The organism is Streptomyces sp. NPDC007088 (assembly GCF_042869355.1).
Taxonomy (GTDB): Bacteria; Actinomycetota; Actinomycetes; order Streptomycetales; family Streptomycetaceae; genus Streptomyces.
The window spans coordinates 696057-718849 of the sequence record NZ_JBIAFO010000001.1 but is presented as its reverse complement, the minus strand read 5'-3'; the positions used below and the strand labels follow the sequence as shown (position 1 = coordinate 718849).

Annotated in this window: 17 protein-coding genes and 2 pseudogenes; 13 read left to right on the top strand and 6 right to left on the bottom strand. The window is 72.6% G+C overall.

All coding sequences use genetic code 11. The annotated features are described in order from the left end of the window. The first annotated feature begins 122 nt into the window (after positions 1-122). From ACFYMP_RS03095 to ACFYMP_RS03070, 6 genes and pseudogenes are all read left to right on the top strand, one after another. Positions 123-929 (top strand): helix-turn-helix domain-containing protein, encoded by an 807-nt coding sequence (locus ACFYMP_RS03095; RefSeq protein WP_388849612.1) that lies wholly within the window; start codon positions 123-125, stop codon positions 927-929. Positions 930-988: 59 nt separating this feature from the next. Further along, positions 989-2509 carry a 30S ribosomal protein S12 methylthiotransferase RimO gene (rimO, locus tag ACFYMP_RS03090; RefSeq protein WP_388849465.1) on the top strand — a complete coding sequence of 507 codons (1521 nt, stop codon included), beginning with the start codon at positions 989-991 and terminating at the stop codon, positions 2507-2509. After that, positions 2506-3180: pseudogene (gene pgsA / locus ACFYMP_RS03085) on the top strand (CDP-diacylglycerol--glycerol-3-phosphate 3-phosphatidyltransferase); the annotation flags it as partial. The gene rimO and the pseudogene pgsA, both read left to right, overlap by 4 nt. A 377-nt stretch (positions 3181-3557) precedes the next feature. After that, entirely contained in the window at positions 3558-4166 is a 609-nt protein-coding gene (locus ACFYMP_RS03080) for a CinA family protein (RefSeq protein ID WP_388849462.1), read from the top strand. A gap of 109 nt (positions 4167-4275) precedes the next feature. Further along, a complete protein-coding gene (locus ACFYMP_RS03075; protein ID WP_388849459.1) occupies positions 4276-4650 on the top strand; it encodes a helix-turn-helix domain-containing protein in 375 nt (124 codons plus the stop codon). Positions 4651-4954: 304 nt separating this feature from the next. Further along, a complete protein-coding gene (locus ACFYMP_RS03070) occupies positions 4955-5428 on the top strand; it encodes a DNA starvation/stationary phase protection protein (RefSeq protein WP_363146273.1) in 474 nt (157 codons plus the stop codon). Between the two features lie 174 nt (positions 5429-5602). Here ACFYMP_RS03070 and ACFYMP_RS03065 read toward each other — a convergent pair whose 3' ends face one another. Both ACFYMP_RS03065 and ACFYMP_RS03060 read right to left on the bottom strand, forming a co-directional pair. Next, positions 5603-6394 (bottom strand): Fpg/Nei family DNA glycosylase, encoded by a 792-nt coding sequence (locus ACFYMP_RS03065; protein WP_388849456.1) that lies wholly within the window; start codon positions 6392-6394, stop codon positions 5603-5605. Positions 6395-6572: 178 nt separating this feature from the next. Next, the gene (locus tag ACFYMP_RS03060; RefSeq protein ID WP_388849453.1) at positions 6573-11225 is read right to left on the bottom strand and encodes an ATP-dependent helicase; all 4653 of its coding nucleotides are present in this window, start codon (positions 11223-11225) and stop codon (positions 6573-6575) included. 332 nt (positions 11226-11557) lie between these two features. On the opposite strand from ACFYMP_RS03060, the gene ACFYMP_RS03055 reads away from it, so the two are divergent. From ACFYMP_RS03055 to recX, 7 genes and pseudogenes are all read left to right on the top strand, one after another. Further along, positions 11558-12418, top strand: a complete 861-nt coding sequence (locus ACFYMP_RS03055; protein WP_388849450.1) for an AraC family transcriptional regulator — start codon at positions 11558-11560, stop codon at positions 12416-12418. 180 nt (positions 12419-12598) lie between these two features. Beyond that, positions 12599-13468 (top strand): annotated as a pseudogene (locus tag ACFYMP_RS03050) (AzlC family ABC transporter permease); the annotation flags it as partial. A 353-nt stretch (positions 13469-13821) separates the two neighbouring features. Beyond that, a complete protein-coding gene (locus ACFYMP_RS03045) occupies positions 13822-14130 on the top strand; it encodes an AzlD domain-containing protein (protein WP_388849447.1) in 309 nt (102 codons plus the stop codon). Positions 14131-14411: 281 nt separating this feature from the next. Next, the gene (locus ACFYMP_RS03040) at positions 14412-14606 is read left to right on the top strand and encodes a DUF3046 domain-containing protein (protein WP_388849444.1); all 195 of its coding nucleotides are present in this window, start codon (positions 14412-14414) and stop codon (positions 14604-14606) included. A gap of 278 nt (positions 14607-14884) precedes the next feature. After that, positions 14885-16183: an AI-2E family transporter gene (locus ACFYMP_RS03035; protein WP_388849441.1), complete on the top strand. Its 1299-nt coding sequence runs from the start codon at positions 14885-14887 to the stop codon at positions 16181-16183. Positions 16184-16585: 402 nt separating this feature from the next. After that, positions 16586-17731: a recombinase RecA gene (gene recA / locus ACFYMP_RS03030; protein WP_388849438.1), complete on the top strand. Its 1146-nt coding sequence runs from the start codon at positions 16586-16588 to the stop codon at positions 17729-17731. A 3-nt stretch (positions 17732-17734) separates the two neighbouring features. Next, entirely contained in the window at positions 17735-18355 is a 621-nt protein-coding gene (gene recX, locus ACFYMP_RS03025; RefSeq protein ID WP_388849435.1) for a recombination regulator RecX, read from the top strand. 643 nt (positions 18356-18998) lie between these two features. Here recX and ACFYMP_RS03020 read toward each other — a convergent pair. The 4 genes from ACFYMP_RS03020 to ACFYMP_RS03005 all read right to left on the bottom strand — a co-directional run bounded on the left by ACFYMP_RS03020 (position 18999) and on the right by ACFYMP_RS03005 (position 22398). Beyond that, positions 18999-19448, bottom strand: a complete 450-nt coding sequence (locus tag ACFYMP_RS03020) for a rhodanese-like domain-containing protein (protein WP_388849432.1) — start codon at positions 19446-19448, stop codon at positions 18999-19001. After that, positions 19445-20002 carry a cysteine dioxygenase gene (locus ACFYMP_RS03015; protein ID WP_388849429.1) on the bottom strand — a complete coding sequence of 186 codons (558 nt, stop codon included), beginning with the start codon at positions 20000-20002 and terminating at the stop codon, positions 19445-19447. Before ACFYMP_RS03015 ends, ACFYMP_RS03020 begins: the two co-directional genes overlap by 4 nt. A gap of 96 nt (positions 20003-20098) precedes the next feature. Continuing rightward, positions 20099-20185 (bottom strand): putative leader peptide, encoded by an 87-nt coding sequence (locus ACFYMP_RS03010; protein WP_324603596.1) that lies wholly within the window; start codon positions 20183-20185, stop codon positions 20099-20101. 272 nt (positions 20186-20457) lie between these two features. Beyond that, positions 20458-22398, bottom strand: coding sequence for an FAD-dependent monooxygenase (locus ACFYMP_RS03005; protein ID WP_388849425.1), 1941 nt, complete (start codon positions 22396-22398; stop codon positions 20458-20460). Positions 22399-22793: the final 395 nt, after the last annotated feature.

Below are 22793 nucleotides of genomic sequence, written 5' to 3'. Positions count from 1 at the left end.
CGCCAGGCGGGCGAGAGGCCATTCCGATGGCGTAAATCCTCGGCCGTCGGGTTGCCCGACCCTTTCGCAGCCCCCCTAGACTGAACCTCCAGCAGGTGGCTACACGCTCGAAAGGCACCCTCGTGTCCATCGGCAACTCCCCTGAAGACGAAAGCCCCTCCATCGGCCGGACTCTCCAGCAGGCCCGTACGCGGGCCGGGCTGAGCATCGACGACGTCAGTACCTCGACCCGGGTGCGCAGTCCGATCGTCCAGGCGATCGAACAGGACGACTTCTCGCGCTGCGGCGGCACCGTCTACGCGCGGGGCCACATTCGCGCCCTGGCGCGGGCGGCCGGAGTCGATCCCTCTCCTCTGCTCGAACAGTTCGACGCGGAGCACGGCGGTGCGCCCGCGCCCACGCCGGCCGCCCCGCTGTTCGAGGCCGAACGCATCCGGCCCGAGCGGCGCCGTCCGAACTGGACCGCGGCCATGGTCGCGGCCATCGTCGCCGTGGCCGGCTTCGTCGGCTTCACGCTGTTCACCGGCGGGGAACCGGAGGCGAGCGGAAAGCACCTCGCCGAGGGCGCGCCGGGTGAGCGCACGCCGAGCCCGGGTCCCAGCACCGGCAAGCCGACTCCGTCGGGGAAGACCGAGTCCTCCGAGAGCGCCGTCGCCGCGGCGCCCGCCGACAAGGTCACCGTGAAGATCAGCGCCCCGCAGGGCCGGTCCTGGATCTCGGTCAAGGACCACAGCGGGCGCAGCCTCTTCGACGGCGTGCTGGAGCGCGGCCAGGACAAGACGTTCACCGACAAGAAGCAGGTCGACCTCGTCCTCGGCGACGCGGGGGCCGTCCAGCTCTTCGTCAACGGCAAGGAGATCGAGGACCGCTTCAGGGCCGGCCAGGTCGAGCGGCTCTCTTACACCAAGGGCGATCCCGAGGCGGGCTGAGACGGGTCCCGCGCACCTGGGCGGAAGGCGGCGGGCGGGGACGAAGTAGTCTTGAGCCCATGCCCGAACGCCGCACCGTCGCCCTTGTCACCCTTGGCTGCGCCCGTAACGAGGTGGACTCGGAGGAGCTCGCAGGCCGCTTGGAGGCGGACGGCTGGCAACTCGTCGAGAACGCCGAGAACGCGGACGTCGCCGTGGTCAACACCTGTGGATTCGTCGAAGCCGCCAAGAAGGACTCCGTCGACGCCCTCCTTGAGGCCAACGACCTGAAGGACCACGGCCGGACCCAGGCGGTGGTCGCCGTCGGCTGCATGGCCGAGCGGTACGGCAAGGAACTCGCCGAGGCGCTGCCCGAGGCGGACGGGGTCCTCGGCTTCGACGACTACGCCGACATCTCCGACCGGCTCCAGACCATCCTCAGCGGCGGTATCCACGCCTCGCACACGCCGCGGGACCGGCGCAAGCTGCTCCCGGTCAGTCCGGCGCAGCGCCAGGCCGCCGACGTCGCGCTGCCGGGCCACGCGCAGGCGGCCGCGCCGCCGGCCCCGGCAGACGACGTAGAGGCCGCCGAGAGCGCCCCCGCCGATCTTCCTGAGGGTCTCGCGCCCGCCTCAGGGCCGCGTGCCCCGCTGCGCCGCAGACTGGGCAGCAGCCCCGTCGCCTCCGTCAAGCTCGCCTCCGGCTGCGACCGTCGCTGCTCCTTCTGCGCCATCCCCTCCTTCCGCGGCTCCTTCATCTCGCGCCGCCCCTCCGACGTGCTGGGCGAGGCGCGCTGGCTCGCCGACCAGGGCGTCAGCGAGGTCATGCTGGTCTCGGAGAACAACACCTCGTACGGCAAGGACCTCGGCGACATCCGGTTGCTGGAGACACTGCTCCCCGAGATCGCGGCGCTCGACGGCATCCGCCGCGTACGGGTGAGCTATCTACAGCCCGCGGAGATGCGCCCCGGACTGATCGACGTCCTGACCTCGACCCCGAACGTCGCCCCGTACTTCGACCTGTCCTTCCAGCACTCCGCGCCGGCCGTCCTGCGGGCCATGCGCCGCTTCGGCGACACGGACCGGTTCCTCGGGCTGCTGGAGCAGATCCGCGCCAAGGCACCGCAGGCGGGTGTGCGCTCGAACTTCATCGTCGGCTTCCCCGGTGAGACCGAGGAGGACGTCGCGGAGCTGGAGCGCTTCCTCACGCATGCCCGGCTCGACGCCATCGGCGTCTTCGGCTACTCGGACGAGGACGGCACCGAGGCCGCGACGTACGACACCAAGGTGGACGAGGAGGTCGTCGCCGAACGCCTCGCCCGGATCTCCCGGCTCGCCGAGGAACTGACCGCCCAACGTGCGGAGGAGCGGATCGGCGAGACCCTGGAGGTGCTGGTCGAATCGGCCGGCACCGACGGCGAACCGGCCACCGGCCGCGCCGCCCACCAGGCTCCCGAGACCGACGGCCACATCATCTTCACCCGCGACGCCTCGCTCCCGGACGGTGCGGCGCTCGCCGTCGGCCGTATGGTCGTGGCCAAGGTGGTCGGTACCGAAGGTGTCGATCTGGTGGCGGAGTGTCTTGAGGAGGCAGGCAGATGACGGGAGCCCCGGCACCCGCGGCGAGCGGCACCGGCGCCCCCGGCCCGCGTCCGCCCCGTGCGGGAGAGCAGGGAACGGCCCCCGAGAAGCCCCGTATCTGGAACATCGCGAACATCCTCACGATGATCCGTCTCGTCCTGGTGCCGGGCTTCGTCGCCCTCATGCTCGCGGACGGGGGGTACGACCCCGCCTGGCGCTCCTTCGCCTGGGCGGCCTTCGCCATCGCGATGATCACCGACCTCTTCGACGGTCATCTCGCGCGCGCCTACGATCTGGTGACCGACTTCGGGAAGATCGCCGACCCGATCGCCGACAAGGCGATCATGGGCGCGGCCCTCGTCTGTCTCTCGGCCCTCGGTGATCTTCCCTGGTGGGTCACGGGCGTCATCCTCGGCCGGGAGCTGGGCATCACGCTGCTGCGCTTCGTGGTGATCCGCTATGGCGTGATCCCGGCGAGCCGCGGCGGCAAACTCAAGACCCTCACCCAGGGCGTCGCCGTCGGCATGTACGTCCTGGCGCTGACCGGACCGCTCGCGTCGCTGCGGTTCTGGGTCATGGCGGCGGCGGTGGCGCTCACCGTCGTGACCGGGCTCGACTACGTCAAGCAGGCCGTCGTCCTGCGGCGCCAGGGCGTCGCCGCGCGCCGCGCCGTCGTCCTGGACGAGGCGGAGCACCTGGAGCCCGGCGACCGGGTCCAGGCCGCCGTACGGGGCGCCGTGCCGCAGTCCGCCGACACCGACAGGGCGCGGACGGAAGCGGAGAAGCCGGCCGCCGCCGCACAGCCGGTCTCCGTACGGTCCGTACGGGAGGAATCCGCCGACGGCGACGGCGACGGCGACGGCGACGGGGCGCCGACGTCGCAGGACTCCGGTGAGGCCCCCGACGCGGCGGGTTCCGGCGGCGACGGGGCGGTGGGAGCGTACGCCGACGGGGCGGGCGGTGCGACGGGTTCCGGCGCGGACGCGGCGCGTGCGAAACGTTCCTCCGCGGCGCGGACCGGCGGACGGGGCGGGGCCGGGCGCCCCGTGTCCGAGCAGGAGCGCGGAACGTGACGGCCGACACCCAACGGCACAGCGGCCCCGTCCGGGCCGAGACGGAAGAGGCGCTGCGGCTGCTGCGTGCCGCCGGTCAGACGGTGGCTGTCGCCGAATCGCTGACCGGTGGACTCGTCGCCGCCGAGATCACCGCCGTCTCGGGTGCCTCGCGTGCCTTCCGCGGCTCGGTCACGGCATACGCCACAGAACTCAAGCACCGGATTCTGGGAGTCGACGCGACGCTCCTGGACCGCAACGGGGCGGTGGACGCGCGGGTCGCCGCGCAGATGGCCGAGGGGGTGCGCCGCCTCCTCGGGGCGGACTGGGGACTCGCCACGACAGGAGTGGCCGGCCCCGAGCCCCAGGACGGCAAGGCCGTCGGTACGGTCTTCGTCGCCGTGGCCGGGTCTGTGGCGGCGAGGCGTCCCGGACCTCCCGATTCGGCCGATCTGCCCGACGAGGGTTTGTCCGGGCCGGTGACGGAGAGAACCCTCGCACTGAGGTTGAACGGTGACCGTGCGGAAATCCGTACAGAGAGCGTGCGGAGCGTCCTCGCTCTGCTCCGAGAAGAACTGGTCAGAAACGCGCGCGCACAGGATACGGAACAGAACGGGGGGACTTGATGTTTGCAGCCCTGAGTGAACACGTCTTCGCTCCCCGCACGGCCACGGCCCCAAGCGGTACGGTGGGGCGAGAAGGATGCGGCTACGCGGTCCGAGGAGGGAGCCACCGATGATTCTGCTCCGTCGCCTGCTGGGTGACGTGCTGCGTCGGCAGCGCCAGCGCCAGGGCCGTACTCTGCGCGAAGTCTCCTCGTCCGCCCGGGTCTCGCTCGGCTATCTCTCCGAGGTGGAGCGGGGGCAGAAGGAGGCATCATCCGAGCTGCTCTCCGCTATCTGCGACGCGCTAGACGTACGGATGTCCGAGCTGATGCACGAGGTCAGTGACGAACTGGCCCTTGCGGAACTGGCGGAGTCGGCGGCCGCGGACCCGGTGCCCGCACCGGTCCGGCGCCCCGTGCTCAACGCGGTGTCCGTCACCGGTGTCCCGCCCGAACGGGTCACCATCAAGGCACCGGCCGAGGCAGTCGACGTCGTCGCTGCCTGACCAGTACGTATGCCTGAGCCCCCTCCGGGTACCCGGAGGGGGCTCAGGCGTTTCCGTGCCCGTACGCCGCCCACATTTCGGGGCGGATACGGGCGACGGGGTTCGCCGCGGCCCAAAGGGGGCGCAGGCGGCTTGTCCGGGGGTGGCGCACGCGGGAGCGGCGCTTGGGGGAGTGGTTGCCCGAGCCCACGGGTGCGGGAGCCGGTGCGACAGAAGTCTTGTGTGACCCGATTCACTCGAATATGTCATGGTTGGAAGAGTGGATCGGGGGCACCTGAGTCATGAGTGAGATGGAGGAATTCGGATGTACGTGGTGAAGAGCCCCTTGGCCGAAGCTGACCTCAAGATCGTTTCTGACGCTCTGCAGGGCACTCTGGTGGACTTGGTCGACCTTTCCCTGGTGGCCAAGCAGATCCACTGGAACGTGATCGGCCCGCGGTTCCGTTCCGTGCACCTCCAGCTGGACGAGGTCGTGGATTCCGCCCGTACCCATATGGACACGGTGGCGGAGCGCCTCTCGACGCTGGGAGTGTCGCCGGACGGCCGCGCCGGGACGGTGGCCCAGTCCAGCGGGATCGGCAAGCTCAACGACGGCTGGATCAAGGACAACGACGCGGTGGGCTCCATGGTGGACGCGCTCGCCGCGGCCATCGGCCGGCTCCGTGAACGGGTCTCCGCGACGGAGACGCCGGACCCGGTCACGCAGGACCTGCTCATCGCCATCACGGCCGACCTGGAGAAGCACCACTGGATGTTCCAGGCCTCGAACAACGAGTGACGGCTCCCGCGCGGCCTTTCGGGCCGACGCCTGACGACTCTGCCCTCATGCCCGCGAAAGGCATGGGGGCACCGTTGTGTTCGGGCGGGCACCCCTCCGGGCGTGACGACACGGGGTGGCCGGGACAACCACGCGGTTGCGGTTGCCGCGACCGGCTGCCGCCTCGTCCGCGCGTCAGGACGGTGCGGGGCCGGTCTGGCATCGGGGGCACCAGTAGGTGGGACGGGCCCTGGTGCCGTCGCCCTGCTCGGCCACCCGGACAGACGTACCGCACCGTAGGCAGGGGCGGGGAGCACGGCCGTAGACGTACAGATCGTGGTCCCGGCGGCCCGTCGTGTTACGGCGGAAGCGGTCACGGTTGGCGTTCAGCAGACGGTGTGCGAGCAGGGTGATCCGCCCAGGGTTCGGCGTCTCACCGACGGCCGTCCAGGGCGTGACGCGCAGCAGGAAGCAGATCTCGCTCTTGTAGACGTTGCCGACGCCCGCCAGAACGCGCTGGTCGAGGAGCGCCTCGCCGATGGGGCGGGCGGGTTCCGCGAGCAGACGCCGCAGGGCGACGGCGTCGTCCCAGTCGGGACCCAGGAGATCGGGTCCCAAGTGGCCCACGGCGCGGTCCTCGTCACTGGACCGCAGCAGTTCCAAAACCGGGAGCCGGTAGCCGACCGCGGTGTGCTCCGTCGTACCGAGTACGGCGCGGATCTGGTGGCCGGGTCCACCGCGCCAGCGTTCCCCCGCGCGGTACACCCGCCAGGCCCCGTCCATCCGCAGATGCGAGTGGAGGGTCAGACCGCCCGAGATCCGCATCATCAGGTGCTTGCCGCGTGGAGTGACGTCCAGGACCTCGCGGCCCGTGAGGTCGGCCGTCGCGAACCTCGGCACCCGCAGGTCGGCCGCGGTGAGCCGATGCCCGGCCAGTACGTCGTCGAGGCGGTGCGCGGCGTGGTAGACCGTGTCGCCTTCAGGCACAGGGACCTCCTTGTGGTGCCGTGGCCGGGCGGTGGCTGTGTCAGCACTCCCGGGGGCGGGTCTGGTGGGTGACGGCCGCGCTGGTCGCGGTGAACATGATGGCCGCGACGGGGTGGTTGGTGGGCGCGATGAGGGCGTGGGCGGTGCGGACGAAGGCGTACCACCCGACCGGCCCAGGTCAGGGGCGCAGCCGGAGCCCCTTCGGTGTGGCGTGGAAGCCCGCGGTCTCCAGGAGCGGCCCCAGCGGGGATGTCAGCGCGGAGCCGCCGTTGACGCGCTCGACGGTGACGGTGCCCAGGGCCCCGGCCGTCGCCGCCCTCGCCAGGGCTTCGGTGGCGGCGGCGACGCGCTCGTCGTCCGGGCTCAGCTCCTCTTCCGGCCGGGACGGCCACACCAGGAGTGTCTTGCCGCCGCGCTCCATGTAGAGCACCAGCGTCCCCTCCACGAGGACGACCAGCGAGCCGGCCTTGCGCCCCGCCTTGTGCTGCGAGCCGGCGGGCGGCTCCGGCCACGGGAGCGCCGCGCCGTACGCGTTGGCCGGGTCCGCCGCCGCGAGGACCACCGCCCGGTGCGCCGACTCGCCCTCGGCGCGCTCCGCCGCGTTCGCCGTCGAGCGGAGCCGGTCCACCGCCCCGTCCATGGCGAACTGGGCCGCGCCGAGCCCCTCGACGACGTAGCCCCTGCGAGCCTGGCCGTTGTCCTCGAAGGCCGACAGGACGCGGTACACGGCGGAGAATCCTCCCTCCACCCCCTCGGCCGCCACCGCGCCGCGGGTGACCACCCCGTACCGGTCGAGGAGGCTGCGGGCCAGGGCGTGTGCCCGCACGGTCTGGTCCGGCTCCTGGCGGGGCAGCAGGGACCAGCGGCCCGCGACCGTCGGAGGCCCGGACCGGGAAGGGGTGCGCGCCGCCGCCGTCAGCGAGCCGTACCTGCCCCGTGGCACCGTGCGCCGGGCACGGTGCGCCGTGGAGCCCGCCGTGCGGCCGGACCCGAGCAGCGCCCGCAGCGGCGCCAGCGTGTCGTTGGTGAGCCGCCCCGACCAGGCGAGGTCCCACAGGACGTCGGCGAGTTGCGGGTCGGCGGCCTCCGGATGCGTCGTGGCGCGTACCTGCTCGGCGATCTGCCGGAAGAACAGGCCGTAGCCGCCGGACAGAACCGTCAGGACGGACTGGTGCAACGGCGAAAGCTCCAGCGGATGCGGCGGCGGGAGCAGCAGCGGGGCGGAGTCGGCCGGGTAGAGGCTGATCCAGCCGTCCTTGCCGGGCAGGGCCCCCGCACCCGCCCACAGGACCTCGCCGGCCGACGTCAGCTCGTCCAGCATCGCCGGGGAGTATCCCGTCATCCGGGACGGCAGGACCAGGCGCTCCAGCGCGGAGGCGGGCACCGAGGCCCCCTGGAGCTGTTCGACGGCGCGCAGCAACCCGTCGACGCCGCGCAGGCCGTGTCCGTCCAGGTGCTGCCACTGCGGCAGAAAGGCGGCGAACGCCGCCGGAGGGACTGGTTCCAGTTCCTGGCGCAGTGCGGCCAGCGAACGACGCCGCAGTCTGCGCAGCACCGTGGCGTCGCACCACTCCTGGCCCCGGCCCGCCGGATGGAACTCCCCCTGTACGACGCGGCCGCTCGCACCGAGTCGCTGCAGCGCGCCTTCCGTCACCGCCGTACCCAGTCCGAACCGGGCCGCCGCCGCCTGCGTCGTGAACGGGCCGTGGGTGCGGGCGTAACGCGCCAGGAGGTCGCCCAGGGGGTCCTTGACCGGCTCGGTGAACGCCTCGGGGACACCCACCGGCAGAGCGGTGCCCAGAGCGTCCCGCAGCCGCCCGGAGTCCTCCACGGCCGCCCAGTGCTCGACCCCGGCGATACGTACCCGCACGGCACGTCGCGCGGACTCCAGTTCCCGCGCCCACTCGGGCCGGGCTCCCCGTTCCACGAGTTCGGGGTCGGTCAGGGGGCCGAGGAGCCGCAACCGGTCCGCCACGCCCTCGACGTCCTTGATCCGGCGGTCCTCGGTGAGCCATCGCACCTCCCGCTCCAGCTCGGCGAGGACCTCGGGATCGAGGAGCTCCCGCAGCTCCGCGCGGCCCAGCAACTCCGCCAGGAGGTGTGAGTCGAGCGAGAGGGCGGCGGCTCGTCGCTCCGCCAGCGGTGAGTCGCCCTCGTACAGGAACTGCGCGACGTAGCCGAACAGCAGGGAGCGCGCGAAGGGGGACGCCTCCGGTGTGGTGACCTCCACGAGCCGCACCTTGCGTGACCCGATGTCCCCCATCAGCTCCTGGAGGCCGGGGACGTCGAACACGTCCTGCAGGCACTCGCGGACCGCTTCGAGGACGATCGGGAAGGAACCGAACTCGCTCGCCACCTGGAGCAACTGCGCCGCGCGCTGTCGCTGCTGCCACAGCGGCGTCCGCTTCCCCGGACTGCGGCGCGGGAGCAGCAGGGCGCGGGCCGCGCACTCCCGGAAGCGCGAGGCGAAGAGCGCGGAGCCGCCGACCTCGTCGGTGACGACGCGCTCGACCTCGCCCGCGTCGAAGACCGTGTCGGCCGCCCCGACCGGGGCCTGCTCACTGTCGTACTCGGTGCCCCGGTCCTTCGGCGGCGCGTCCATGTCGAGGAGATCGAGGCCCATGAGGTCCGCGTCGGGCAGCCGCAGCACGATCCCGTCGTCCGCGTGCATGACCTGTGCGTCCATGCCGTACCGCTCCGTCAGCCGCGCGCCGAGCGCCAGGGCCCACGGGGCGTGCACCTGCGCCCCGAACGGTGAGTGGATCACGACGCGCCAGTCGCCCAGCTCGTCGCGGAAGCGCTCCACGACGATGGTCCGGTCGTCGGGGACGTGGCCGCAGGCACGGCGCTGCTCGTCCAGGTACGTCAGAAGGTTGTCGGTGGCCCAGGCGTCCAGGCCGGCGGAGACGAGCCGCAGCCGCGCGTCCTCCTCCGGCAGGGAGCCCACCTCCCGCAGGAACGCGCCGAGTGCCCGCCCCAGCTCCAGGGGCCGGCCCAACTGGTCGCCCTTCCAGAAAGGCAGCCGCCCCGGCACCCCGGGGGCGGGGGAGACGAGCACCCGGTCCCGGGTGATGTCCTCGATGCGCCAGGAACTCGTGCCCAGAGTGAAGACGTCGCCCACCCGCGACTCGTAGACCATCTCCTCGTCCAGCTCACCGACCCGGCCACCGCCCTTCTTGGGGTCGGCGCCCGCGAGGAACACCCCGAACAGGCCGCGGTCCGGGATCGTGCCACCCGACGTGACGGCCAGACGCTGCGCCCCGGGACGCCCCGTGACCGTCCCCGCCACGCGGTCCCACACCACCCGGGGGCGCAGCTCCGCGAAGGCGTCCGAGGGATAGCGGCCCGCCAGCATGTCCAGTACCGCGGTGAACGCCGACTCGGGCAACGAGGCGAACGGGGCGGCACGGCGCACGAGGGTCAGCAGGTCGTCGAACTGCCACGTGTCCATGGACGTCATGGCGACCAGCTGCTGGGCGAGGACGTCGAGCGGGTTCGCCGGCACGCGCAGGGCCTCGATCCGGCCCGAACGCATGCGCTCCGTGACCACGGCGGCCTGGACCAGATCGCCCCGGTACTTCGGGAAGACCACGCCGGTGGACACCGCGCCGACCTGATGGCCGGCCCGGCCGACCCGCTGGAGACCGGAGGCGACGGACGGCGGGGACTCGACCTGGATGACGAGGTCGACGGCGCCCATGTCGATACCCAGCTCCAGGCTGGACGTCGCCACGACGGCGGGCAGCCGGCCCGCCTTCAGGTCCTCCTCGACCTGCGCGCGCTGCTCCTTCGACACCGAACCGTGGTGGGCACGGGCCAGCACCGGCGGCGCGCCCTTGGCGGGCCCCGCCCCGCCCATCAGTTCTGCGGCGGCGTGGTCCTCGGGAAGCTCCTCGCCGGTCGCCCGCTCGTACGCGATCTCGTTGAGCCGGTTGCACAGCCGCTCGGCCAGCCGCCGCGAGTTCGCGAAGACGATCGTCGAGCGGTGGGACTGGACGAGGTCCGTGATCCGCTCCTCGACCTGCGGCCACACGGAGGGCCTCTCCTGGGCCGCCCCGTCCCCGTCGGTCACGGGGGAACCTCCCAGTTCACCGAGGTCGGGCACCGGGACGACGACCGACAGGTCGAACTCCTTGCCCGACTCGGGCTGCACGACCTGCGCCTTGGCGCGCGGCGACAGGAAGCGCGCGACCTCGTCCACGGGTCGCACCGTGGCCGACAGGCCGATACGGCGGGCCGGACGGGGCAGCAGTTCGTCCAGCCGCTCCAAGGACAGGGCGAGGTGCGCTCCGCGCTTGGTGCCGGCGACCGCGTGCACCTCGTCCAGAATCACCGTCTCCACCCCGGCCAGCGCCTCCCGGGCGGCCGAGGTCAGCATCAGGAACAGCGACTCGGGGGTCGTGATGAGAATGTCCGGGGGCCGGGCGACCAGTGAGCGCCGCTCCGCGGCAGGGGTGTCCCCGGAGCGGATGCCGACCTTGATCTCCGGTTCCGGCAGTCCGCGTCGCACCGACTCCTGGCGAATGCCGGTGAGCGGACTGCGCAGGTTGCGCTCCACATCGACCGCGAGCGCCTTGAGGGGCGACACGTACAGCACCCGGCAGCGCTTCTTGGCATCGGCGGGAGGCGGCGAGGAGGCCAGACCGTCGAGCGCGGCGAGGAAGGCGGCCAGCGTCTTGCCCGAACCGGTCGGCGCCACGACCAGGACGTCCGACTCCTCCTGGATGGCGCGCCAGGCGCCCTCCTGCGCCGCGGTGGGCGCGGAGAAGGCCCCCGTGAACCAACCTCGGGTCGCGGAGGAGAAGCCGTCCAGGGCAGAGCTGCTGACCATGCCTCCCATCGTGCACCCCGGCACTGACAACGGCCGGTTTCCACGGCCTGGAGCGGCCGGACGGGGCAGGACGGGGCAGGAGGAGGGGCGATGGGCACTGGGTCGCGAGCGGAGAGGCCGGGCTGCCGGGAGAGGGGCCGCACCGGCGGTGTGCCGGGCCGGGGCATACAGGCCGGGCGGCGGACGAGCACGACGGGCGGGCGGGCACGACGGGCCGCGAGGGGGCGTCGGGCGGGGCGACGGTGCAGGCCGCTGATACGGGGGCGTCCGGTGCAGGGCTCGGCTCCGGTAGGCCGTGTCGTGCGGAGCGCGTGATGTCCCACAATGGCGGCATGGGAGGACCGAAGGGCGAGCGAGCGCGGCACTGGCGCTACGCGGAACTGCCGGGGGTCGACCTGCTCAGAGCCCACTACGTACGGCAGAACTTCGCCCGGCACACCCACGAGCACTACGTCATCGCCGCGGTCACGGACGGCGTGGAGGTCTTCCGGCACGGTGGAGCCGACCGGTACGCGGGACCGGGCTCTCTCGCCCTTGTGAACCCCGACACACCCCACACGGGGCGGGCGCTCGGGCCCGAGGGCTGGCGATACGGGGCGGTCTACCCGGCGCCCGACCTCGTCGAGGAGATAGCGCGCGAGACCACCACCGTCCGGGGAACGCCCGGCTTCGCGACTCCCGTACTCGACGACGCCTACGCCACCCGCCTCGTCCACCACGTGCTGCGCGCCACGGAGGAGGGCAACGCGCTCGCGGCGGACACCCTGCTGCGGGCCACCGTCACCCGCCTGCTCCGGCGCAACGGCGGGCCGCTCGCCCCGCGAACGGTGCGCAGCGCGGGCCGCGACGTCGCGGCGCGTGCCCGCACCGTCCTGCAGGGGCGGCTCGTCGCACCGCCCTCTCTGGAGCAGCTCGCCCGAGAGCTGCGGACGGGCCCCTACGCTCTGCTGCGGGCCTTCCGGGAGGCGTACGGCATGCCGCCGCACGCCTGGCTCACGGACGCCCGGGTACGCGAGGCGCGAAGGCTCCTGGACTCCGGCGTCGCTCCGGCGGAGGCCGCGCTGTCCGTCGGCTTCACCGATCAGCCGCACCTGAACCGGCACTTCACCCGGATCGTGGGCGTCCCGCCCGGCGCCTACCAGCGCGAGCGCACCCCGTCGCTGTCGCGGACGGGGCGGACACGGGGCGGGTGAGGAGTCCCGCCGGGCGCGCAAGAACGTACAAGACGGCACGCTGCCGGCCTGTCTAACGTCGTCCGCGTGGGAGACGTGGGAGAACCGACAAGGAATCAGGCGGCACGGGCGAAGCCACCGCCCGTGCCGGGAGCCGGAGACGGGGCAGGCACGGCCGCTCCGTCCTCCCGGGCGACGGGCATGACGACGGGGCCGTGGACGTCGCCGGACCCGGCCGACCGCGCACGGGGCGGAACGGGGCGGCGTACGCGGGGTGCGACGACGCACCCCTTGGCGAACGCGGCGACGGAAGCGGCGGTGCGGCCCGCGACGGATGCGGCGGTGCCGCCCGCGACGGAGACGAGCCGGGTCGCCGACGTCGCTGTCGTGCGGGACGCCCTGGGCGTAGGGGTGGCCGTAGGGCTTTCCGGTTTCGCCTTCGGGGTCACCTCGGCGGGGGCGGGGCTGAGCATCCTGCAAACCTGCGCGCTCAGCCTTCTGGTGTTCACCGGCGCCTCGCAGTTCGCGCTCGTCGGCGCGCTGGCGGGCGGCGGGAACCCGTACACCGCCGCGGCCGGAGCGTTTTTCCTGGGGGTGCGCAACGCCTTCTACGGGCTGCGGCTGTCGCAGTCGCTCGACCTGCCGCGTGCGATACGCCCGTTCGCGGCGCACTGGGTCATCGACGAGACCTCGGCGGTGGCCTTCGCGCAGTCGACGAGACGCGGTGTGCGCATCGGTTTCACCGTCACCGGGGCCACGCTCTACGTCCTGTGGAACCTCACCACGCTCGTCGGGGCCCTGGGAGCGGAGGCGCTCGGGGACACGGACGCCTGGGGGCTGGACGCCGCCGGCCCGGCGGTCTTCCTGGCCCTGCTCGCACCGATGCTGAAGAGCACGACGGAACGCGCCGTGGCGGGACTGGCGGTGCTCCTGGGACTGGGGCTGCTGCCCGTCCTGCCGGCCGGGGTGCCCGTACTCGTCGCGGCATTCGCCGCACCGGCGGTGCTGTGGGCACGGGGCAGGGCCCGCGATCGTGCACCGGGCGACGCCCCGGACGGCGCGGGCGATGACGCGCGGGCGGCCATGGCCGCCGAGGCCGCCGAGCGTGCCAGGGACACGGACGTCGCTGACGAGGTCGTGCCCGAGGAGGGCGGGCGCCGCGGCGCCGACGGCGTGCGCGACAGCCGAAGGACACGCCTGGAGCAGCGGACGCGGGAGGTGCGGGCGACGTCGCGCCGGCGCCCCGCGGTGTCACAGGAGGACGGCGAGGGCCCCGGGACGCCGCGGAAGGACGGAAGGGATGCCCCGACGTCGGGGACGGACGACGAAGGCCGCAGGACGCCGCGGAGGGACGGAAGGGATGCCCCGACGTCGCGGACGGACGGAGAAGGCCCCGGAACGGCGCAGCGGGACGGAGAGGAACGATGAACGTCTGGATCGCGGTCGGGGTGACCGCTGTCGGGTGCTACGCCGCCAAGTTGCTCGGGCTGCTCGTACCCGCCGCTGCGCTGGAACGGCCCGTCGTGCGCCGTCTGGCGGCCCTGTTGCCCGTGGCCCTGCTCGCCGCGCTCACCGCGCAGCAGACCTTCGCGGACGGGTCCGCCCTGGTCGTGGACGCCAGGGCGGCGGGCGTGGCCGCCGCAGCCGTGGCGCTGCTGCTCCGTGCCCCGTTCCTGGTGGTGATCGCGGCCGCGGTCGTGGTCACCGCAGGACTGCGGGCGGTGTTCGGCTGAGGACGGGGCGTCGCTGCTCGGCGGCTGCGTACGGGGCGGCGCGGTGCCTGACGGGGCGGGCGACGCAGCGGCCTCGCCCGCCGTGAACGCCGCCGTCCCTGGGCCCCGCAGGGGGTGAGAGCCACAGGTGTGCTCGCTTTGTTTCGTCGCCCCCCGTATGGGTGCGCTCGCTTCGGCCGTCGCCCCGGCTTCGTGGCTTCGGCTGACGCGCCCGCGCACGTGCGCCTTCGTCCGTCGGTGCTCGCGCGCCGGCGCTCACACGAGCGCGCGATACTGGAGGCATGCGGTTGACAGTCTTCTGGCAGAAGATGGCAGATCATTTCGGTCCCGGTTACGCCGGCTCCTTCGCCCACGACCACGTGATGTCCCAACTGGACGGTATGACGGTGGAACAGGCGCTGGACGCGGGCTGGGAGGCCAAGGACGTGTGGCGGGCGGTCTGCGAGGCCATGGACGTACCGGCGTCCCGGCGCTGACGTGTCACGGCGGGGCGCCCTGACAGCCCCGCTCTCTCACCCGTCGCCCCGTAGGGGGCGTGGCCCCGTGCCCCCGTCGACCGCGGGCCCGCCGCAGACCCGAGGGACCGACCGGGGAGGACTTCCCGCAGGTGCGGAGCGGTTGTCCGGATGTCGGTGGCGTGGGTGAGACTGTCTCCGTGGCAGCGACAGACGAGACCGCGCAAGACGCCGTTCCGCCGGGGGCGGACACCCCGCGACCGGCCGGGTCCGGAACCGGGGGCGGGCGGAACAGCCGTATGCCCCGCTGGTTGCCGCGCGCCATGGTGTCCGCTCTGCTGCTGATCGCCGCCTTCCAGTTGGCGACCTGGGCCTTTCACCAGCTGACCGGTCTTCTGATCAACGTCCTGATCGCCTTCTTCCTCGCTCTCGCCATCGAGCCGGCGGTGAGCTGGATGTCCGCCCATGGTCTGCGCCGGGGCGCGGCGACCGGGGTCGTCTTCCTGGGGGTGATCGTCGCCGCGGCCGGGTTCATCACCTTGCTCGGCTCGATGCTCGCGGGGCAGATCCAGACGATGGTCGAGGACTTCCCGAAGTACCTCGACTCGGTGATCAACTGGGTCAACGGCACCTTCCACACGGACCTGTCCCGGCTGGAGATCCAGGACAGCCTGGTGCACTCCGACTGGCTCCAGCGTTACGTGCAGAACAGCGCGACCGGCGTCCTGAGCATCTCGGCCCAGGTCCTGGGGGGCCTTTTCCAGTTGCTGACGCTGCTGCTGTTCTCGTTCTACTTCGCCGCGGACGGCCCCCGGCTGAGGCGGGCACTGTGCTCCGTGCTTCCCCCGACGCGGCAGGCCGAGGTGCTGCGCGCCTGGGAGATCGCGGTGGACAAGACGGGTGGCTACCTCTACTCGCGCGGGCTGATGGCGCTCATCTCGGGCGTCGCGCACTACATCCTGCTCCAGGCCCTCGGGGTGCCCTACGCTCCGGCTCTCGGCGTGTGGGTCGGGCTGGTGTCGCAGTTCATCCCCACCATCGGGACGTACCTGGCCGGGGCACTGCCCATGCTGATCGCCTTCACCGTCGACCCCTGGTACGCGGTCTGGGTGCTGATCTTCGTGGTCGTCTACCAGCAGTTCGAGAACTACCTGCTGCAGCCGAAACTGACCGCGCGCACCGTGGACATCCATCCCGCCGTCGCCTTCGGCTCGGTCATCGCGGGTACGGCGCTGCTGGGTGCGGTGGGAGCCCTGATCGCAATCCCGGCGGTGGCCACGCTGCAGGCTTTCCTCTCCGCCTACGTGAAGCGTTACGACGTCACGGACGATCCGCGGGTCATGGGCCGCAGATCCCACGAGGGCGTGCCGGCGCTCGCCCGGATGCGCGGTGCGCTGCACGGCCCCAACGAACCCCGTACCGCCCCGTCCGCCGATGCACCCGGAGCCACCGCGGCACCCGTCGAGGGAGGGATGCGTCCTCCGGCGCGGCAGGACGACGCGGCGGGAGGAGCCGCCGAGAGGGATGAGGGCTCTGGTGAGGACGGGGACTCTGGCGAGGACGGGGCGGGGGAGCGGGGGAATCAGCCGGGCGACTGAAGGCCGGGCGCGTCCGTGGACCGGACGTTGCCCGCAGAACCGTGTTCCGGCCTCCTGACGGGCCGCGGCGCCGCCTTGTACGGGCACGGAGTTCGCCGCTGTCGCGTGGTGGGCCGAGTCCGGACCGGTCGTACGGTGGTCCGGCCCGGCGGTGCGGTGGTCCGGTCGTGGCGGTGGCTGGTCGCCGCCGGACCGGCGGCCGCCGCGGTGGCCGGTGAGGGTGGTGTGTCGCGCTTGACACCAAAATCGAACATCTATTCTTATGGGGTATCCGGTGCGCGCGTTCCTTCTGGTGGACAAGGAGTTATCCACAGGTCGGGAGGGCGTCGGGGCGCATTGTCAGTGGCAGGCGTTAGCGTCTTTGACGTGAAGCGATCGACTCAAGCAAACCGGGTGGAACCCATGGCAGCAGGTACCGACCGCGAGAAGGCGTTGGACGCCGCACTCGCACAGATTGAACGGCAGTTCGGCAAAGGCGCGGTCATGCGCATGGGCGAGCGGCCGAACGAACCCATCGAGGTCATCCCGACCGGGTCGACCGCCCTCGACATCGCGCTCGGTGTCGGCGGCCTGCCACGTGGCCGTGTGGTGGAGGTCTACGGACCGGAGTCCTCGGGCAAGACGACCCTGACCCTGCACGCCGTGGCCAACGCGCAGAAGGCCGGCGGTTCGGTCGCGTTCATCGACGCGGAGCACGCGCTCGACCCCGAGTACGCCAAAAAGCTCGGCGTCGACATCGACAACCTCATCCTGTCCCAGCCGGACAACGGCGAGCAGGCGCTGGAGATCGTGGACATGCTGGTCCGCTCCGGTGCGCTCGACCTGATCGTCATCGACTCCGTGGCCGCCCTCGTGCCCCGCGCGGAGATCGAGGGCGAGATGGGCGACTCGCACGTGGGTCTCCAGGCCCGTCTGATGAGCCAGGCGCTGCGGAAGATCACCAGCGCGCTCAACCAGTCCAAGACGACGGCCATCTTCATCAACCAGCTCCGCGAGAAGATCGGCGTGATGTTCGGTTCGCCGGAGACCACGACCGGTGGCCGGGCGCTGAAGTTCTACGCCTCGGTGCGTATCGACATCCGTCGTATCGAGACCCTGAAGGACGGCACGGACGCGGTCGGCAACCGCACCCGCTGCAAGGTGGTGAAGAACAAGGTCGCGCCGCCGTTCAAGCAGGCCGAGTTCGACATCCTCTACGGCCAGGGCATCAGCCGTGAGGGCGGTCTGATCGACATGGGTGTCGAGCACGGGTTCGTGCGCAAGGCGGGCGCCTGGTACACGTACGAGGGCGACCAGCTCGGCCAGGGCAAGGAGAACGCGCGCAACTTCCTCAAGGACAACCCCGACCTCGCCGACGAGATCGAGCGGAAGATCAAGGAGAAGCTCGGCGTCGGAGTGAAGCCCGAGGTGACCGCGGAGACCACACCGGAGGCGGCGGGCGAAGGGGCAGCCGCGACCGCGGAGACCGGGCCGGCCACGAAGACCGTTCCCGCTCCCGCGGCGACCAAGGCGCCCCGGGGAGCCAAGGCCGCGGCGGCCAAGAGCTAGCCCGTGACCCGGCGAACGGACTGGCATGAGACACCGCCCGCTGCTCCCGCCGTACCGGCGTCCGAGCAGATGCCGGGGGGAGGAGTTCCCGACCCCTCTCCCCGGCGAAGGCGGGGCAAGGACAGTGAGCCGCAGGATCCGGTGGAGCGGGCGAGGGCGATCTGCCTCCGTCTTCTCACCGGGACCCCGCGCACCCGCAAGCAACTCGCCGACGCGCTGCGGAAGCGGGAGGTCCCGGATGAGGCCGCGGAGGAGGTGCTGTCCCGGTTCGAGGAGGTCGGACTGATCAACGACGGCGCTTTCGCCGAAGCCTGGGTGGAGTCACGGCACCACAGCAAGGGGCTGGCCCGTCGCGCTCTGGTGCAGGAACTCAGGACCAAGGGAGTCGGCGCCGAGTTGATCGACGAGGCGACGGGGCAACTGGACCCGGAGCAGGAGGAGGCGACCGCCCGGGAGTTGGTCGACCGCAAGCTCCGTAGCACTCGCGGCCTCGACCGGGACAAACGGCTACGCCGCCTCGCCGGGATGCTCGCACGCAAGGGCTACCCCCAGGGCATGGCGCTCAAGGTGGTCAGGCAGGCGCTGGAGGAGGAGGGGGAAATCCTGGAGGAGGACTTCGACTAGCACCGGCGGCCGGAGACCGACCGACAGCACCGGCTGACAGTAACGACCGACAGTAACGACCGACGGTGAAGAACGCGGGACCGCGGGACGCCGAACAGGGCAACGGGAGACGCCGGGGCAGGCGAGGGAAGGCGCCAAGAACAGGACGGCCAAGAACAGGACGTCCGAAGTCGCCGGGCCAGACGAGGACAGACGCCAAGAACAGGACGCCGGAAGCCGCCGGAACCAGGCGAGGTAACCGAACGCGGGGCCCAGGGGACAGGCCGCGAGTGAAGCCGGACAGCGGCTCGCGGTGCGGTGGCGGAAAGCAGCCGCGGACAGAAGCGGTGCGGTGGCGGGAAGCTGCCGCGGACAGAACCGGAAAGCTGCTGCGGACAGAACCGGAAAGCAGCCGCACGGCGGAGGCGGCGCACAGAAGCGGGAAACGGCCGAAACGGCCGCACGACGGAGGTCACCGAGGACCCCGTATTCTTATCCGCTGCCTCCCTGTTGACGAAAGCGCGGCGGCCCCGGGCAGTCGGCCCGGCCTTGGCCGCTCTGCTCGCAGCGCCGGCCCCGGCTGCCTCACCTCCCCTCGCCGCCCGCTTCCTCAGGGCCTGGACCCCGGTGGCTGCCTGCCCGCCTGGTCAGCGCCGGGGACTCGTCACTCGGCTGCTGTCGACGCGTCGTCGGTATCGGTACGGGGCACCCCGTGCTCTGTGACAGGGAGTCCGGCCGCTCGCCACGCCTGGAAGCCGCCTACGAGATCGGTGGCCTCGCGCAGGCCCAGGCGCTGAAGGGACTCCGCCGCGAGGCTGGACGCGTAGCCCTCGTTGCAGATGACCACGACCCGCAGTTCATGCCCGGTGGCCTGGGGCGCCCGGTGGCTGCCCTGTGGGTCGAGGCGCCACTCCAGTTCGTTGCGTTCGACCACGAGGGCGCCCGGTATCAGCCCGTCCCGGTCCCGCAGCGCGGCGTACCGGATGTCCACGAGGAGCGCGCCCTCACCCGCGGCGGCGTACGCCTGCTCCGGAGTGACCCGGTCCAGGCCGGCGCGTACGCGGTCCAGGAGTTCGTCGATGCCGGTCGGTGCGGCGGGGGAGTCCGTGCTCACTGCCAGTCCTCGGGGCGCTCGACCTGCTCCAGCCGCAGCACGGCGCCGCTGCGGCTGTAGCGGCGCATGAGGGGGAGCGGCGGGTAGTAGGCGTGGACGGAAACCGCGTGCTCCGTGGCGGACTCGTTGATCACTTGGTGGACGTGGTGGGGCCCGAAGGCCCGGCCCTGACCGTCGGTCAGGTCGCGTCGCCGGTCGACGTCGCCGTTCAGCTCCAGGGTCCGCCATCCCTCGGTGGGCAGCCGGACGGCGAGGGAGTCCTCTCGCAGCGTGCCCGCGGCCGTCGCGAAGGCGCCCTGCGAGCCTCCGTGGTCGTGCCAGCCGGTGCCGGCTCCGGGCGGCCAGCCGATGAGCCACGCCTCGCTTCCGCCGGGCCCCTCCAGACGTACCCAGGTCCGGCCCTCGGGATCGCGGGGCAGGGAGGCGATCAGCGCGGTGTCCGCCGCGCTGGTACGGACGAAGTCGAGCAGCTCTGCGGCTGTCGGAGGCCGCTGGGAGGTGGCGGAGGGGGAGGCCGGGGCGTCGGCGGGCGTGGAGGGCAGGGAGACAGACATGGAACCGTCCTGAACGTCGCTGAGTCGCGCGGGGAGCCACGACAGGCCCACACACACGCGGGGAAACCGGCGGACGAGCGCCGGAGGGGAGAGGGGTCAGCGAGAACGGCGACACACGCAGCCCGCGTAGCGGAGCAGGTCCATATGGACCCGTCGCCACAGGCGCACATCGGTGTCGGTCATGATCCGGAGTACACCACGCGAGCCCGGAGGCGTCAACAGGTGCTCCGTCAACGGACGGCGGGAGGGGAGCGTGACGTCCGGTGAGCACCTGACGGCGCCGCCGGGGCGTGCGCGCACTCACGTGCTCGGCCCGGTCGTCGGCGGTGGCGCGGCCGGCCGGCGGCGGGCAGGCGGGGGCGGGGAGAGAGGCGGGGGCGCACCTCGACGACCTCCTTACCGGCCCGGCCGGCTCGTGAAGACCCGTGAGGAGAAGCCGAGCCCCCGACCGCCGACTAGCCGTCGCCCCCCGGGCCCGAGCCCCCTCCGGGTGGGGTGGCGGTTCGTCCGGCGGTGCCGGTCGTGGCGTGCTCCACGGGGGGCAGCGCCCGCCTCGGGGGGCCGGACGCCTGCTGCGGGGTGCGAGCGGTACCCGCGGCCGGTGCCGGCGTGCCCGGGACGGTGGGGCGCGGGGGGCGGGGCGGTGTCCCGGGGGCCTTGCCGCGCGCCGCGTCGGCCGCACCGTACAACTCGGCGGGGCGTACCCCTCCGAGGGCTGTCACGAGGTGGCCGTCGGGACGGATCAGCAGGACGGTGTGGGCGGGCGCGCCGGGATAGCTCTCGGCCACGAGGAGTTCGGCGGGGCAGGGCAGAGCTCTCACCGCTGCCGCCAGACGGGGCATCACGCCCGCGGTCATCCAGTGCCGCCGCTCCCACACGCCGGTGCCCGGGGCGACGAGCACGACGAGGAAGGCGGTGCGGCCGAGACGCTCGTGCAGGTGGACGGACGCCCCGTCCTCGGCTGTGACCGGAACGTCCGCCACCAGTCGTCCCGGAGGGGTGCCGATGTCGATCGCTCCGTCGTCGGCCTGCGGGGAGAGGGGCGACCGGTGGTAGGACGGCGCGGCGCCCAGCGGTCCCGTACCGAGGTGGGCGTCGCTCAGCAGGACGTCGTGGCCGCGTGAGGTGCCGGGAACGAGCGAGCGCAGGCCGCCGCCTCCGCGCAGTATCGGCAGCGACTGGTCGGCGGCGCGCAGCCGCCCGGTGACCGCCGCCCGCCGTTCCGCCTGGTAGCTGTCGAGCAGCGTCTCGGACGCACCGTGGTGCCAGGCCGTGGCGAGTTTCCAGGCCAGGTTGTCGGCGTCCCGCAGCCCCTCGTCGACCCCCTGGGTACCGAGGGCGCCGAGCAGGTGGGCGGCGTCGCCCGCGAGGAACGCCCGTCCCGCGCGCCAGCGGCGGGCCACCCTGTGATGCACCGTGTACACGCCCGTGTCGAGGAGTTCGTAGGGGGGCGTGGCGCCCTCGCACCAGCCGGCCAGGGTGTCGCGTACCCGGGTCACCAGGGCGTCCGGGGTGACCAGTTCGGTCTGGGCGGGCACGAGCCAGTCCAGTCGCCAGACGTCGTGCGGAAGGGGGCGGGCGACGATCTCGGCGCCCGCACCGTGCCATGGCGGCGCCCGGTGCAGTACGGCCTCCCCGGGCCACGGCATTTCGGTGCGCAGAGCGGCGACGGCGTGCCGCTCCACGCCGGAACGCCCGGGGAAGCGGAGGTCGAGGAGTTTGCGCACGGTGGACCGCGGGCCGTCGCAGCCCACCAGATAGCTGCCGCGCCACCAGATCGTGCGTCCTTGAGTGTGCGCCCTGATCCCGGTGTCGTCCTGCTCCAGTTCGTCCAGCCGGCTGTTCGGGACGATCTTGACGAGGCGCTCCTGTGACAGTGCGCGCCTCAGCGCCTCGTCCAGACCGTGCTGCGGCAGGTGCAACGGGGCCGCCGGTGCCCCCGCCGCAGCCAGCGGAACCCCACGTTCCGCCTCGTCGCCGTACGGTGTGTCGCCCAGGTCCGGAGAAGCGTCGGAGCCGAGAGGCCCGGAGGGCGCGAACACAGTGTGGCGCTGGGTCTGCTTACGTCGCAGATGACGCCACCCGCGCAGACGGACGCCGGGGGGGTCCTGCCCCGTGGGGCCGCTCACGTCGCGGGTCGCGCCGGCCTCGACGGGGTCGCGGAAGGCGTGGGCGTCGTCCTCCTCCGGCCGTGACGGGGCGCGGGAGAGGGACGTACCGGTCAGACGTTCCACCAGCGCGGCCGTGTCGGACCGCAGGACGACGGTGCGGGCCAGACGCTGTGCCTCGGGGCCCGGTCCCTCGTCGAGGACCAGGCAGGGCACCCCGTGCCGGGCCAGTGCCAGTGCCAGAGTGAGCCCCACCGGGCCGGCACCGACGACGATCACCGGGTCCACGGCACAGCTCCCCTCGTGCCGACGGTCCGGCCGGACTCGGCAGAGCGTGCGAAACATACCCGGTACGTGATCACAGAACGTATGCAACCCACTGCTGGTGCCCGCGTCAAGCGACACCGGGCCTCACGTGCGGTTCCTGGTCCAGTGGTGGGCCGGGGAGGCCGGCGCGGGACGTAGACCCGGGGGGAGACGGAAGCACGGGAGGCGCCGCCCACGCGCGAGGACGCTCCCGCGCGCGGCACGTGCTCCCGCGCACACCCCCGCCGGGACCGTACCTCCCCCTTGGAGCTTCCGGCCCGGCGGCGAGCGGCCCACTGCTCCCGCGCACGCTGCCCCGGTGCCCCGCCCCACGCCGCGGCCCCGGTGCCCCGTGCGGGTAAGCACGGGGCACCGGG

What these genes read in the sequence shown, in the direction of transcription:
- ACFYMP_RS03040 (WP_388849444.1), top strand. Translation starts at nt 14,412, where the DNA reads ATGCGGTTGACAGTCTTCTGGCAGAAGATGGCAGATCATTTCGGTCCC.
- ACFYMP_RS03045 (WP_388849447.1), top strand. Translation starts at nt 13,822, where the DNA reads ATGAACGTCTGGATCGCGGTCGGGGTGACCGCTGTCGGGTGCTACGCC.
- ACFYMP_RS03035 (WP_388849441.1), top strand. Translation starts at nt 14,885, where the DNA reads ATGCCCCGCTGGTTGCCGCGCGCCATGGTGTCCGCTCTGCTGCTGATC.
- ACFYMP_RS03055 (WP_388849450.1), top strand. Translation starts at nt 11,558, where the DNA reads ATGGGAGGACCGAAGGGCGAGCGAGCGCGGCACTGGCGCTACGCGGAA.
- ACFYMP_RS03015 (WP_388849429.1), bottom strand. Translation starts at nt 20,002, where the DNA reads ATGTCTGTCTCCCTGCCCTCCACGCCCGCCGACGCCCCGGCCTCCCCC.
- ACFYMP_RS03075 (WP_388849459.1), top strand. Translation starts at nt 4,276, where the DNA reads ATGATTCTGCTCCGTCGCCTGCTGGGTGACGTGCTGCGTCGGCAGCGC.
- rimO (WP_388849465.1), top strand. Translation starts at nt 989, where the DNA reads ATGCCCGAACGCCGCACCGTCGCCCTTGTCACCCTTGGCTGCGCCCGT.
- ACFYMP_RS03070 (WP_363146273.1), top strand. Translation starts at nt 4,955, where the DNA reads ATGTACGTGGTGAAGAGCCCCTTGGCCGAAGCTGACCTCAAGATCGTT.
- ACFYMP_RS03010 (WP_324603596.1), bottom strand. Translation starts at nt 20,185, where the DNA reads ATGACCGACACCGATGTGCGCCTGTGGCGACGGGTCCATATGGACCTG.
- ACFYMP_RS03060 (WP_388849453.1), bottom strand. Translation starts at nt 11,225, where the DNA reads ATGGTCAGCAGCTCTGCCCTGGACGGCTTCTCCTCCGCGACCCGAGGT.
- recA (WP_388849438.1), top strand. Translation starts at nt 16,586, where the DNA reads ATGGCAGCAGGTACCGACCGCGAGAAGGCGTTGGACGCCGCACTCGCA.